Origin of the sequence: [Clostridium] saccharolyticum WM1, assembly GCF_000144625.1 — a bacterium.
Taxonomy (GTDB): domain Bacteria; phylum Bacillota; class Clostridia; order Lachnospirales; family Lachnospiraceae; genus Lacrimispora; species Lacrimispora saccharolytica.
In genome coordinates this window covers 1,990,603-2,005,120 of sequence record NC_014376.1, presented here as the reverse complement: position 1 = coordinate 2,005,120, position 14,518 = coordinate 1,990,603, and the positions used below count along the sequence as shown (strand labels likewise).

Here is a 14,518-nt window from a genome sequence, read left to right as displayed (position 1 = left end):
ATCACCTATTGCAGTTTCATAAGCTCTTCCTTTAGGGCATTTAAAAGCTCTTCTTCCGGCACCTTGCGGATGATCTCACCCTTTTTCATCAAAAGGCCTTCGCCGATTCCTCCAGCGATTCCCAAATCCGCTTCCCTTGCTTCTCCCGGCCCGTTTACTACACAGCCCATAACAGCCACCTTAATATCCAGATGGTCAAATTCTGAAACCATTTTCTCTACCTGATTTGCCAGTGAGATCAGATCAATCCGCGTCCTTCCGCAGGTGGGGCAGGATACCACCTCTACACCGCCTCTTCTTAAGCCCAAAGTCTTCAAAATCAGCTTGGCGGCCTTCACTTCCTCAACCGGATCTCCGGTCAGGGAGACACGGATGGTATCTCCAATTCCCTGGTATAGAATAACACCAAGACCTACAGAGGATTTCACCGTCCCGGAGACATACGTGCCCGCTTCGGTTATACCTACATGAAGAGGATAATCCGACTGCCCGGCAATCAGCTGGTGCGCTTTGATGCACATGAGTACATCAGAGGATTTAATGCTTATGACAAGGTTTTCATATCCCAGTTCTTCTATCATACGGACCTTCTGCAAAGCACTTTCCACAATTCCTTCTGCAGTCACTCCTCCGTATTTTTCAATCAGGTTCTTTTCCAGGGATCCGCTGTTTACACCCACCCGAATGGGAACATCATATTCCCTGGCCTTTTCCACCACTGCACGTACCCGGTCGGCAGACCCGATATTCCCAGGATTAATCCGTATCTTATCTGCTCCCCACTCTATTGCTGCAATGGCCAGCCGGTAATCAAAGTGAATGTCCGCTACCAGAGGTATGGATATCTGTTTTTTTATTTGTTTTAAGGCGGCCGCCGCCTCCATATCCGGTACCGCAACCCGAATGATATCACACCCGGCCTCAGTCAAAGCTTTGATCTGATCCACAGTTGCTTCCACATCCTGTGTTTTTGTATTGCACATGGACTGAATCAGCACCGGATTTCCTCCGCCGATCACCCGGTCACCAATACGGATTACTCTTGTTCGTTCTCTGCTCATACGTTCCTCCATTCTGCCCATGCCATTCCCACACTGCAAATTCTGTGCATACCTTAAACCGGAAGCAACCGGCTTCGCCAGCTCCATCCGGTTATTACGGCAGCGGCCAGGTGTCCATGCAGGCAGGTTGGTTTGGCTCGCTGCACGCGTAACTATGGCTTGCTTACGTAAACCTGCTGATATCGTTAAACACCACGAAAATCATAAGAGCCATTAGAGCTGCCATGCTGATCATATTTACCAGGCCTTCCTTTTCCGGGTCCATGCGTTTGCCTCTGATGGCTTCAATCATGAGAAACAGAAGCCTCCCTCCGTCAAGGGCCGGAATGGGAAGAAGATTCATTACTCCCAGGTTTGCACTTAGAAGAATGCACATGCTGATCACATTCATAAGGGCCGCAGCAACGCTGACCGAAAGTCCTGCCTTAACAGAATCATCGATCATGACCACAATGCCTACGGGGCCGCTTAAATCATTAACACTGGCTTTTCCTGTAAAGAGCATGCCAAGACTTTTTACTGTCAGCTTTACATCGTATTCCATTTCCATATATCCGTATTTTACCAGTTCCCCAATAGAAGCCGCCTTCTTATTCTCAGGTGCAATGGTAATACCGATTAAATACTTTCCGCTTTCCTCTGAATACTGAGGTGTTACGGTTGAAGACTGGATTATGGCATTGCCGGTAGATGGGTCGGTCCTGGAAAATTCAACCAGATTCATCTTTTCCTCAGGTCTTAAAAGCTTGAAAAGTATATAATCCCGATACATGGATACATTTTCCCCATTGATTTTAAGAAGCTTATCTCCGGGACGGATTCCCGCCTCATAGGCAGGGGAATTTTCCGTTACTTCCTTGATATAGGTAGTATCATATCCATTCATCCCCACCAGGATCAATGCCAGGAAAAAGGCTAAAATAAAGTTAAATATGGGACCCGCTGCAATGACTGACATCCTGGCTGGAATTGATTTATTCTGGAAAGCCCGCTCATCGGGATTTTCCTCATCCTCCCCCAGCATCATACAGGAACCGCCTAAAGGAAGTGCTTTAACAGAATAAATGGTTTCACCTCTTTTAAAACGGACCAGTCTTGGTCCCATACCGATTGAAAACTCAACCACTGCGATCCCGTTCATTTTTGCGAATAAAAAATGCCCTAATTCATGAATTAATACGATCAGTCCAAAGACCAGAATCGCTACGATAACACTGGACAATTTACCACCTGCTTTCTATATATTCATAAGCTGCAGCTTCTGCTTCAAGAATTTCCTCTACGGTAGGATTCTCCTTTACAGTATGCCCGTTCATAGCCCCCTCTATCATATCAGTTATGGATGGATATGAAATTTCTCGGTTTAAAAATTTGGCAACTGCCCGTTCATTGGCAGCATTAAAAACGGTTGGAAGCGTTCCGCCTTCCCTTCCTGCAAGATACGCCAGTCGCAATCCGGGAAAATTTACCATATCTGGTTTTTCAAAAGTGATTTGACCAATGGTCCAAAAATCCAAACGTTCACCGGGAAGAAATCTTCTCTCCGGATAATAGAGCGCATACTGAATTGGAAGTTTCATATCCGGCGTTCCTAATTGGGCCATAACTGCCCCGTCCTCAAATTCTACCATGGAATGGATCACACTCTTAGGCTGGACCACCACCTGGATCTGGTCCATATCCACGCCGAACAGCCACCTGGCCTCCATGACTTCAAGACCTTTGTTGACCATCGTTGAGGAATCTATGGTGATCTTCCTTCCCATAGACCAGTTGGGATGATTTAAAGCATCCTCCACCTGCACAGATTCCAGCTCTTTTCTTGTTTTTCTCCGGAAAGGACCGCCGGAAGCCGTTAAAAGGATCTTATGTATGGATTTTTTATCTTCTCCGTTTAAACATTGAAAAATGGCACTGTGTTCACTGTCCACTGGAAGGATGGTAACTCCCCGTTCCTTTGCCAGGGGCATAATGATATGTCCTGCGGTCACAAGGGTTTCCTTGTTGGCAAGAGCAATATCCTTCCCAGCCTGAATGGCCGCTATGGTAGGACGTATCCCGATCATTCCAACAATAGCAGTGACCACGGTTTCCGCAGAACTTTCTGTAGCAGCTTCAATCAGTCCATCCATTCCGGAAACAACACGGACTGGCAGATCCTTTACCGATACTGCCAGCTCCCTGGCCTTATCTTCCCTCCACACGCAAGCTACTTTTGGATGATATTTTCTGATCTGTTCCTCCAGCAGGCGGATATTGCTGCCTGCCGCCAAGGCGGTTACCTCTATGTCCTGTTGGTTTTCAGCTACTTCCAAAGTTTGTTTCCCAACGGATCCTGTAGAACCCAGGATTGCTATTTTCCTCATCTTATGCTGCTGACTCCTTTTCTTTTCCAATTTATTGAAATTCCATATAATAATAATTTTAACGCAAAAATGTCACCGCAAAATAAATAGCGGGAGCTGTAAAAAGCATGCTGTCAAACCGGTCTAATATTCCTCCGTGGCCCGGAATCAGTTTTCCATAATCCTTTACCTGATGATTGCGTTTGATTGCAGATGCAGCCAGGTCTCCGATCTGGGAAATCACCGCCCCAATGGCGCAGGCCAGTCCGCAGGCAGCCTGGGGGTTGCGTATTTCCGTCATAAAACCTCCAAAAACAGATGCGTAAAGGAATCCCAAAAGTGCCGCGCCTGCCACCCCGCCGACTGCCCCTTCTATGGACTTTTTAGGGCTGAGTACAGGAGCAAGCCTGTGTTTCCCCATAAGCATTCCCACACAGTAAGCACAGGTATCACACCCCCATGAGCTTAAAAATACCAGCCATACCAGGTACTTCCCATCTGCCATGGTGCGGACCTGATAAAGATAGGACAGCATGACAGCAACATAAAAAACTCCAAAAAATGCCACGGTCACCTCTTCCATCTGACACCTTGGAAAGGTAAATACATAAATACTCATAAGGATCATCAAAAATGCAATGGACATGAGCATCATAAATCTTTCTTCATGAAACCACAGCATCCCATAATAGGACAGGGCCGTTATATACCCCACATATCCCAATGGGCTATTCTGTATCTTCATCACACGATACAACTCAAACAAACCAATCATGGAAATGAAAATGGTTGTGGCAAAAAGCAAGATTCCCCCGCTTCCTACTGTAAAAAGAGCAATTAAAACGAGAATGACTCCGCTTATCAGTCTGGTTGTAAACATGGCGTTTCCTCCCTCCGAATTACTTCACTCCTCCAAATCTTCGTTCCCTACTATTGTACGCTGCAATTGCCTTTTTCATTTCTTCCATATTAAAATCAGGCCAATAGCAGTCCGTTACATAAAGTTCTGTATAAGCCAGCTGCCACAGCAGATAGTTGGAAAGCCGCAGTTCCCCGCTGGTACGTATGAGAAGGTCCGGATCGGGAATTCCCTCTGTATCCAGATAAGAAGCAAAAATCTCTTCCGTCATATCCTCAGGCAGCAGCTTTCCTTCTGCAGTATCCATCATAATTTTCCGGGCAGCCCGAACAATCTCATCACGGCCCCCATAATTGACTGCAATGACAAAGGTCAGGCCGGTATTGTTCTTTGTCTGCTCCACCAGCTTACTGATACCCTCTATAATATCCTGATCAAACCTGTTCCGGTCACCGATCATCTTCACACGAACGTTATTGGCCTTGGCAACTTTTAAAAGCCTGACCATATAATACCGAAAGAGCTGCATCAAGGCACCCACCTCATCTGAGGTGCGTTTCCAGTTTTCTGTTGAAAAACCATAAACAGTCAGAAATTTGATTCCCAGCCTGGCCGCGTCCTCCACCGTCTTTTCCACGGTCACGCAACCTTCCTTGTGGCCCATGCTCCTTGGAAGTCCTCGTTTTTTTGCCCATCTGCCATTGCCATCCAGTATAATGGCTACATGCTCCGGAATCACCATATTCTCGTTCATTTTATCCATAGAATGCCGCTCCTTTAAAAACATAAAACAGGACAGGCAAAATGCCTGCCCCCCTGTTCAAGATTTTTATACCGTAAGAAGATCCTTTGACTTTTCTTCAACCGATTTCTCTACCTTGTCGATCATCTTGTCTGTCAGTTTCTGGATCTGATCTTCTGCCTCTGCCTGCTCATCCTCAGAGATTTCCTCTGCCTTTAACTGCTTCTTAAAGGCATCATTGGCATCACGGCGGATGTTACGGATGGCAATCTTAGCAGCCTCTCCTTTTTTCTTAACATCCTTTACCAGATCTTTTCTGCGTTCCTCCGTAAGCTCCGGAAAAACAAGACGAATCACATTGCCGTCATTGGTCGGGTTAATTCCCAGTTCGGAAGTGAGAATTGCCTTTTCGATTGCTTTTAACAGACTCTTCTCCCATGGCTGGATCACGATCATACGGGCTTCCGGAATGGAAACATTACCCACCTGCTGAATGGGAGTTGGTGTTCCATAATAATCCACTCTTATTTTATCCAGTACATGTGGATTGGCACGTCCTGCGCGGATCGTCATAAACTCATTTTCCAGCGCTTTTAATGTCTTGTTCATCTTGTCTTCGTAAACCTGTAAACTCTCCTGCATATCGTCCTCCTGGTTATGCGGTCACTATGGTACCGTTTATTTTTCCCTGCATTGCATTGGCAATGCCATCTTTTTCATTTAAGCTGAATACCGCAAGGGGCATCTTATTCTCCATACACATGATGGAAGCTGTTAAATCAATGACACCGAGCTGTTTGTCGATGACCTCCTGAATGGAGACCGTATTATATCTTACAGCATTTGGATTGGTCTTTGGATCACTGTCATAGACTCCATCAATAGATTTTGCCAGCAGAATACAGTCTGCATTCATCTCAATGGCCCGGAGCGCAACACCTGTATCCGTTGAAAAATAAGGATGACCTGTTCCTCCGGCAAAAAATACCACTTCTCCCTGTGCAAAGTACCCATTAGCCCTGTCCTTGGAAAAAAGCTCTGTCATGGAACCGCATTCAAAGGGAGTCAGTATGTGAGTGTTCATCCCGGAATTACGGAAAATCTCAGAAACATAAATGCAATTCATTATGGTAGCAAGCATGCCGATCTGATCCGCCTTGGGACGGTCGATGGCATCGCTGGTTCTGCCTCTCCAGAAGTTACCACCGCCTATGACAATGCCCACCTGGATGCCTGCCTCTACGGATATTTTAACCTGCCGTGCAACCTCCTTAACAGTCGCTTCGTCAAAGCCTGTTTTATTGGGGCCTGCAAGCGCTTCGCCACTGAGTTTTAATAATACACGTCTTGGATTCATCGTCTTAATTCTCCTGTACTTTTGTATTGTCTTAGGAGATTATAACATACTTTCGGATGGTTGGAAAGAGGAAGTTTGCTGGCCGGAAGCAAAGACCGTTCAAAAGTAAAACACCCGGGGAATAATTCCCGGGTGCTCTCTTCCTATTCAGACGATCTTACTGAGCCATGGTAGCGTACTGGAAGAACCAGTATCCGTAAGGAGAATACCATGTGCCCTTTAACTTAGGATCCTGTAACCATGGCTGGCTGTAATAAGCTACCGGCGCAACTGCAGAATCCTCTAAAATCATGTTCTCTGCTTCATGAAGCAGTGCATAATGCTTAGCAACATCAGGAGTGGAGTTTGCTTCATCTATCTTCTTATCATATTCTGGATTGTTGTACTTACCATCGTTATTGCCGCTGGTAGATTTAAACAGATTCAGCATATTGGATGGATCGTCATAATCATATAACCACCCATTACGTGCGATCTGGAAATCACCTGCACGGCGGGTAGGTGTAAAGGTAGCCCATTCAACGATCTTGATATCCAGATTAACTCCCAGCGCTTCCTTCCAGCAGCTTTGTAAATACTCAGCTAAGGGTTTGTGGAAAAGCTGGTCATTGGTCATGTATTCAATGGTCGGGAATCCTTGGCCATCGGGATATCCTGCTTTTGCAAGAAGCTCTTTTGCCTTTGCAACATCAGCATCATGGTCGCTTACATTAAAGAAATCACCGCCGTTGTTCTTGCGGGTTGCTTCCTCAAAGGAGGAACCATTCTCAGCATCGGAGATGCCAGGGCCGACAAAGTTGGTTGCAGGAGCATAGATTCCCTGCATAACAGTATTGGCAACATAGTCGCGGTCAATGGCAAGGCTGAGTGCCTTACGTACATCCGGATTATTAAAGGGTTCCTTCTGGGTCTGGAAGCTTATATAATAAGTACCCATAGTGGATCCTATCTGGAAATCCTCTGTCTTTCTCAGAGTTGGAATTTCTTCTGTAGGAAGGGTCTTAATCATGGAAACTTCACCTGCCTGATATGCGCTGTATGCTGCATTGGCATCTTCCATCAGGACAAATTTTAAGGTATTTACTGTAACCTTATCCGCATCCCAGTAATTTTCATTTTTAGCAAAGGTAATATGAGAGCCTGGTACCCATTCAACCATCTTTAATGGACCATTGCTCACATAAGTTTCCGGCTTCAAAGTCCACTGGTCGCCGTTGGCTTCAATGCTGGCCTTCTGCACCGGAACCATGGAGGCATGGGTGATCAGCTTTGAAAAATATACACATGGAACAGATAACTCAACCACAAAGGTCTTATCATCAGGAGCCGTAAGAGCAAGGGCATCCAGATTTCCTGCCGCTGCTTCTTCATATCCCTTTACGTAGCCCAGCATATCTCCTGCATATGGAGCAGCCGTATTGGGGTCAGCAAGCCTCTTCCAGGAATACACAAAATCACTGGCTGTAAGGGGTGTGCCATCGCTCCACTTTAAACCGTCACGAAGGTGGAAGGTAAAGGTAAGTCCATCCTCGGATACATCATAGGATTCAGCCTGACCGCCTACGATTTTGTTCTCTGAATCAACAATCATCAGCGGTTCAAATGCATGAACAATGATGTTCGCACCATCTGCGGCGCTGTTCAGTGCCGGATCAATGGTCTCAGGATTTGGACCAACCTGAACTGCAAGATCAAGTCCTGTGGCTGCTCCTTCCGCGGGAGCTGTAGTTTCGCTGCCGGCCGCCGCAGTAGTGGTTGTGTCTGTGCCTGCTTTTGTACCTGCAGTATTATTCCCGCCGCAAGCGGTAAGAATCATACCGGAGGTCATAATAGCAGCCAGCACAAGTGACATTTTTTTCATAGATCGTCCTCCTAATAAAAATCGTTTTCTATCAACGCAATAGCACTTTAATCAGTTACTGCGCCAACTTATTTAATTAGCATATCATAAAAGCCAAAAAATAGCAATGAGAATTTAGCCTAGCACAACCTTTGCAACTGTTCTGTGTATTTTACCAAGTTACACGGTTACCCCCCAGTTGTAACATTCTTTTAATTCTGGCTCTTTTATGCGATTACAGTTCGCCGGTCCATAGGTTAGCCGACACCATCCTTCATGATTCTGTCTCTGGGCGAATCCCCTTTCTGTTCAGCTACACACTTCCCTCGGCCTGAATGTGCTAAGGACTTTCCCCCACAAGAGTCCGCCCATGGCAGGTAGACGTCAAAAACACCCAGGAATGCTTCCTGGGTGTTTCTTATTTAACAGATCTTTCTTATTCCATGGTAGCATACTGGAAGAACCAGTAGCCATAAGGAGAATACCATGTTCCCTTTAACTTAGGATCCTGTAACCAGAATTCATTCCGGTAAGTAATAGGAGCAATGGCTGCATCCTCAAGGATTATGTTTTCTGCCTCATGAAGCTTTGCATAATGCTCTTCAACGTCAGCCGTGGAATTGGCTTCATTAAGCAGCTTGTCAAGCTCCGGATTCTTGTACATTGCATTGTTATTCCCGCTTGTTGACATCATAAGGTTCAGCAGATTGGAAGGATCATCATAATCCAGACTCCATGCATCACGAGCAATCTGATAATCTCCTGCACGGCGGGTCGGTGTAAAGGTGGCCCACTCAACGATCTTAATATCCAGGTTAACGCCAAGGGTTTCCTTCCAGCAGCTCTGTAAGTACTCTGCCACTGCTTTGTTATGGCCTGCATCATTGGTCATGTATTCAATAATTGGGAAGCCCTGTCCGTCAGGATATCCTGCTTTAGCAAGAAGCTCTTTTGCTTTTGCAACATCTGCCTCATGATTTTCAATGTTAAAGAAGTCGCCGCCGTTGTTCTTGCGTGTTACATCCTCAAAATTGGTTCCGCCTTCTGCATCAGAAACGCCACGGGGAACAAAGTTTGTTGCCGGAGCACCAATGCCCTGCATAACCGTATTGGCTACATACTCACGGTCAATGGCAAGACTTAAGGCCCTGCGCACATCCGGATTGTTAAATGGCTCCTTCTGGTTCTGGAAATCTATATAGGAAATACCCATGCCTGGCTCCACATGGAACTCTTCTTTGCCCTTAAGCGCCGGAATTTCCTCTGTTGGAACATCCTTAATCATGGCTACTTCACCAGTCTGATATGCGCTGTAAGCCGCATTGGAATCTTCCATCAGGACAAATTTCAGAGTATTTAAAGTGATCTTATCTACATTCCAGTAATTTTCATTCTTTGCGAAAGTAATATGAGAGCCTGGGACCCACTCGATCATCTTTAAAGGTCCGTTGGAAATATAAGTTTCAGGCTTTAAGCTCCACTGCTCCCCATTTGCCTCAACAGATGCTTTCTGTACCGGTACCATGGATGCATGGGTGACAAGTTTTGAAAAATAAACACAGGGAACGGATAATTCTACCACAAAGGTTTTATCATCGGGGGCGGAAACACCAAGCGCATCCAGATTACCGGCGGCAGCCTCTTCATAGCCCTTTACATAGCCCAGCATATCTGCTGCATATGGTGCTGCCGTATTGGGATCCGCCAGCCTTTTCCAGGAATATACAAAGTCATTGGAAGTCAAAGGACTTCCGTCGCTCCATTTCAGACCATCACGAAGATGGAAGGTATAGGTCATCCCATCCTCAGATACATCATAAGATTCTGCCTGACCAGGTACAATTTTGTTTTCTGAATCCACAATCAGCAGAGACTCAAAGGCATGTACAATGACATTTGCACCATCAGCCGCACTGTTTAAAGCTGGATCAATGGTTTCCGGGTCCGGGCCGACCTGAACTGCAAGGTCAAGACCTCCGGTTGCTCCTTCTGCAGGAGCCGTTGTCTCCCCGTTTGCTGAGGTAGTACCGCCTGCAGACGGGCCAGCAGATTTATTACCGCCGCAAGCGGAAAGGATCATGCCGGTTGCCAGAACAGCAGCCAATACAAGTGACATTTTTTTCATAAATTCCCTCCTATATGATATATTTATCGGCACAGCAATACATGATCTGTATTCTGTGCCGATCTTCTTTCAGCATATCATAAAAACAGTAAATAAGCAATATAAATCAGTTCACCTTATCCAGATGATGGCATGCAGCATAATGTCCGGAAGAAACTTCTTTCCACTCCGGTTCCTGGGCAGCACAAAGCTCATCCGCATATGGGCATCTTGTACGGAAACGGCATCCAGAAGGCGGATTGACCGGACTTGGTACATCACCTTCCAGAACAATTCTCTTGGATTTACGGCTTGTTTCCGGGTCCGCGATGGGAATGGCGGAAATCAGGCTCTTGGTATATGGATGCACGCTGTGGAAGGTCAGTTCGTAACTGTCTGCAAGCTCCACCATCTTTCCTAAGTACATAACGCCGATCCGGTTGGAAATGTGCTTTACAATGGAAAGATCATGGGCAATAAATAAATAGGTCAATCCCATTTCTTCCTGAAGCTGTTCAAACATATTGACAACCTGCGCCTGAATGGAAACATCAAGTGCCGACACCGGCTCATCACAGACAATGAACTGAGGATTCACTGCCAGAGCCCGGGCAATTCCCACACGCTGGCGCTGCCCGCCGGAAAATTCATGAGGATAACGGTTTGCATGCTCTGAATTAAGTCCTACCGTAGACAAAACGGAAATGATCTGGTCCTGACGGTCCTTTTTACTGGAAGCCAGTTGGTGGATGTCGATGGCTTCCCCGATAATGTCTCCGACGGTCATACGGGGGTCCAGGCTGGCATAGGGATCCTGGAATACAATCTGCATCTTCTGGCGGTAAGGGAGCATATTGACTTTTGTAATATCTTCCCCATCAAAGAAAATCTTTCCGGCAGTAGGCTCATAAAGACGGAGCAAAGTACGGCCTGTTGTGGTCTTTCCGCAGCCGGATTCCCCAACCAGTCCCAGGGTTTCGCCTTTTTTGATTCCAAAGGAAACATTATCTACTGCCTTTACTACCTTTTTCTCAAATAATTTGCCTCCTGCTACAGGGAAATACTGTTGTAAATTCTGTACCTCTACAAGATTTTTATGGTCCATCATGCATCTCCCTTCTGCGCCTGTTTATGATCAAGCGGACTTTGGCAATCCGCTTCCGCTGCTTGCTCATGAACACCCGATGCTGTGCTGCGTTCAAACTCCTGTTTCTGAAGCAGCCAGCAGGCACTGTAATGAATATCAGACAAATCCGTATAGCTGGGCATTTCACGCAGACAAATCTTCATGCAGGCCCTGCATCTGGGCGCAAACGGACAGCCTGCAGGCGGATTCAGCATGTCAACAGGGCTTCCTTCAATAGGAACCAGCTTGTTGTGTTCCTTTTCCGTAAGCTTTGGAATGCTCCGGATGAGACCCTTGGTATATTCGTGGCTCGGATTGTAGAAAATATCATCCGTATTGCCGTACTCTACTACTTTTCCTGCATACATAACCGCAATGCGGTCGCACATATTGGCAACAACCCCCAGATCATGGGTGATCATGATGATTGCCATTCCAAGCTTTTCTTTTAATTCCATCATCAGCTCCAGAATCTGTGCCTGGATGGTAACGTCAAGAGCCGTAGTAGGCTCATCGGCAATCAAAAGCTTCGGCTCACATGCCAGAGCAATGGCGATCATGACACGCTGGCGCATCCCTCCGGACAGCTCATGAGGATACTGCTTCAACCGCTTATCCGGCTCATTGATACCTACCAGAGCGAGAAGCTCTCTTGCTCTTTCATTTGCCTGATGTTTGTTTTTATTTGTATGAAGCATGACCACTTCTGTGATCTGGTTTCCAATGGTATAAACCGGGTTTAAGCTGGTCATTGGGTCCTGGAAAATGATAGAGATTTCATTTCCCCGGATCTTTCTCATTTCCTTCTCCGTCATCTTCTCAATCTGATGTCCGTTAAACTGGAGAGATCCGCCGATCAGGCGTCCCGGATAAGCCGTAAGGCCCATAAGGCTGTAAGCTGTTACAGACTTACCGGAACCGGACTCTCCTACAATTCCCAAAACCTCTCCCTCGCGAAGATGAAGAGATACATCATTAAGCGCCTTGACTTCTCCAGCCGGAGTAAAGAAGGAAAGACGTTCATTTTCAATATTAACTAAATATTCACTCATGGTATCTCTCCTCCTTTAATCTTTCAGTTTTGGATCAAATGCGTCACGCAGGCCATCGCCCAGCAGGTTAAAGCTTAATATAATGACCGAAATGGCAAGCGCCGGTGCAAACAAACGGTGAGGATAGCTTTGCAGACCATTTAACGCAGCGCTTGCAAGACTTCCCAAAGATGGCATAGGCGCAGCAACGCCAAGGCCCAGGAAGCTTAAAAAGCTCTCCGTAAAAATAGAAGAAGGAATCTGCAGCGTAGTTGTAACAATCAAAGTACCGATACAGTTTGTAAGCAGGTGCTTCTTAATGATATGACCGCTGGAGGCGCCAAGAGCCCTTGCTGCGGTTACATATTCCTGCTCCTTTAAAATCAGGATCTGGCTTCGCACGATACGTGCCATACCCACCCAGTAAAGTAAGGCAAATACAACGAAAATACTGATTAAGTTAACGCCGATGATCTGGATCCACTGAAAACCGGGCCTTTGAGACAAGGCCTTTAAGGGCTGGTCAAACGCAACGGACAGCAATACGATGATCAAAATATCCGGCACCGTATAGATCATGTCTACAATACGCATCATGATCATATCCACCCATCCGCCGAAGAAACCGGCTATGGAACCGTAAAGGGAGCCAATAAGTAAAATAATACAGGAAGCGATCAGACCGACCATCAGGGAAACACGGCTTCCCATCATGACACGGACTGCATAATCACGGCCCAAGTTATCCGTTCCTAAAATATGGGGAAATACATTCTCTCCTGCGTCCATGGCAGTCTGCTCCTTCTGGGAATACTGCATGGGAGCGAGATTTTCACTTCCGCGGATCTGCTGTTCATAGCTGTACGGATAAAACTGAGGTACAACAAAGGATAAAACAAATACAACCAAGATCACTGCAAGGCTGACCATTGATATTTTGTTCTTCTTAAGGCGCCTGATTCCATCCTTCCAGAATCCAACGCTTTTCCGCATGACTGTCAGGCTTTCTTTTTCTGCATCGCTTGCCGGGAGAAAGTCTTCCACATTAAGCTGCATTGATAATTTATTCTTTGGCATCTTCTTTCTCCTTTCCCTTACTTCAGATTAATCCGCGGATCAATGAATTTATAAGCAACGTCCACCAGCACATTCATGATAACCATTAAAGTAGCAAGGAAAATCGTAGTACCCATAATCAGCGGATAGTCACGTCCTGTAATGGAACCAATGAATTCAGATCCCAGACCCGGGATCGTAAATATCTTCTCCACAATAAAGCTTCCCGTTACGGTATAGGCCAAAAGGGGTCCTAAGTATGTAACAACCGGAAGAATGGCATTACGAAGCGCATGCTTAAAGATGCTGACCATCTGGGAAAGCCCCTTGGCCCGGGCGGTCCTCATATAATCCTGCCCCATAACATCCAGCATGGAAGATCGCATCAGACGTGCAATATAGGAGGATGGATAAAGCGACAAAGCCATTACAGGCATAATGTAGTTTTTCCACGATGCCAATCCGAAGGTAGGCAAGAGACCCAGCTTTAAGCTTAATACATACATCAATATTGTACAGACCACAAAGCTTGGTACCGCGATGCCGCATGTACTGAATACAATAATAACATTATCTACAGCGGTCCCTCGCTTGAACGCAGCTATACTGCCCAATGGAACACCAACTAAAACTGCCGTCAGAATGGCGATTCCACCGATCTTTGCAGACACCGGAAATTTTGTTTCGATGATCATATTCACCGTACGTCCACGCTGTTTAACACTCAATCCCAAATTGCCATGAAGCAAATCCTTCATATAGGTCACATACTGTTCACTTAACGGTTTGTCCAGGCCGTACTTTTCATTAAGGGCCGCCTGAGCCTGTGGGCTGATGGCCTTCTCAGACATGAAGGGGCCGCCTGGCACCATATTCATGACAAAGAAAGTAACCGTTGCAACAGCAAAAATGGTTACAATCGCCATAGCGATACGCTTTATAATATATTTAGCCACTTTCCTCAACTCCTTTGGTATAGTGATGTCCGCCTGATATG

13 protein-coding genes are annotated in these 14,518 nt (G+C 46.1%); all 13 read right to left on the bottom strand.

Annotated features, from left to right (window positions below):
* Window positions 1–5: 5 nt before the first annotated feature.
* Window positions 6–1,061 carry a flavodoxin-dependent (E)-4-hydroxy-3-methylbut-2-enyl-diphosphate synthase gene (gene ispG / locus CLOSA_RS09395; RefSeq protein WP_013272532.1) on the bottom strand — a complete coding sequence of 352 codons (1,056 nt, stop codon included), beginning with the start codon at window positions 1,059–1,061 and terminating at the stop codon, window positions 6–8.
* Between the two features lie 163 nt (window positions 1,062–1,224).
* Window positions 1,225–2,283 (bottom strand): RIP metalloprotease RseP, encoded by a 1,059-nt coding sequence (gene rseP, locus CLOSA_RS09390; protein ID WP_013272531.1) that lies wholly within the window; start codon window positions 2,281–2,283, stop codon window positions 1,225–1,227.
* Window position 2,284: 1 nt separating this feature from the next.
* The gene (locus CLOSA_RS09385; RefSeq protein ID WP_013272530.1) at window positions 2,285–3,427 is read right to left on the bottom strand and encodes a 1-deoxy-D-xylulose-5-phosphate reductoisomerase; all 1,143 of its coding nucleotides are present in this window, start codon (window positions 3,425–3,427) and stop codon (window positions 2,285–2,287) included.
* Between the two features lie 58 nt (window positions 3,428–3,485).
* A complete protein-coding gene (locus tag CLOSA_RS09380) occupies window positions 3,486–4,286 on the bottom strand; it encodes a phosphatidate cytidylyltransferase (protein WP_013272529.1) in 801 nt (266 codons plus the stop codon).
* A 19-nt stretch (window positions 4,287–4,305) separates the two neighbouring features.
* Window positions 4,306–5,028 carry an isoprenyl transferase gene (locus CLOSA_RS09375; RefSeq protein ID WP_013272528.1) on the bottom strand — a complete coding sequence of 241 codons (723 nt, stop codon included), beginning with the start codon at window positions 5,026–5,028 and terminating at the stop codon, window positions 4,306–4,308.
* Between the two features lie 66 nt (window positions 5,029–5,094).
* Window positions 5,095–5,649, bottom strand: a complete 555-nt coding sequence (frr, locus tag CLOSA_RS09370; RefSeq protein ID WP_013272527.1) for a ribosome recycling factor — start codon at window positions 5,647–5,649, stop codon at window positions 5,095–5,097.
* A 13-nt stretch (window positions 5,650–5,662) separates the two neighbouring features.
* Window positions 5,663–6,364, bottom strand: coding sequence for a UMP kinase (pyrH, locus tag CLOSA_RS09365; protein WP_013272526.1), 702 nt, complete (start codon window positions 6,362–6,364; stop codon window positions 5,663–5,665).
* A 157-nt stretch (window positions 6,365–6,521) separates the two neighbouring features.
* On the bottom strand, window positions 6,522–8,225 hold the full coding sequence (locus CLOSA_RS09360) for a peptide ABC transporter substrate-binding protein (RefSeq protein ID WP_013272525.1): 1,704 nt from the start codon (window positions 8,223–8,225) through the stop codon (window positions 6,522–6,524).
* 415 nt (window positions 8,226–8,640) lie between these two features.
* Window positions 8,641–10,329: a peptide ABC transporter substrate-binding protein gene (locus tag CLOSA_RS09355; protein WP_013272524.1), complete on the bottom strand. Its 1,689-nt coding sequence runs from the start codon at window positions 10,327–10,329 to the stop codon at window positions 8,641–8,643.
* 106 nt (window positions 10,330–10,435) lie between these two features.
* Window positions 10,436–11,416: an ABC transporter ATP-binding protein gene (locus CLOSA_RS09350; RefSeq protein ID WP_013272523.1), complete on the bottom strand. Its 981-nt coding sequence runs from the start codon at window positions 11,414–11,416 to the stop codon at window positions 10,436–10,438.
* Window positions 11,413–12,486, bottom strand: a complete 1,074-nt coding sequence (locus CLOSA_RS09345) for an ABC transporter ATP-binding protein (RefSeq protein ID WP_013272522.1) — start codon at window positions 12,484–12,486, stop codon at window positions 11,413–11,415. The genes CLOSA_RS09350 and CLOSA_RS09345 overlap by 4 nt, the downstream gene beginning before the upstream one ends.
* Window positions 12,487–12,501: 15 nt before the next feature.
* Entirely contained in the window at window positions 12,502–13,542 is a 1,041-nt protein-coding gene (locus CLOSA_RS09340) for an ABC transporter permease (protein WP_013272521.1), read from the bottom strand.
* Between the two features lie 17 nt (window positions 13,543–13,559).
* Complete coding sequence (locus CLOSA_RS09335; RefSeq protein ID WP_013272520.1) at window positions 13,560–14,477, bottom strand: ABC transporter permease; 918 nt, start codon at window positions 14,475–14,477, stop codon at window positions 13,560–13,562.
* Window positions 14,478–14,518 lie beyond the last annotated feature (41 nt).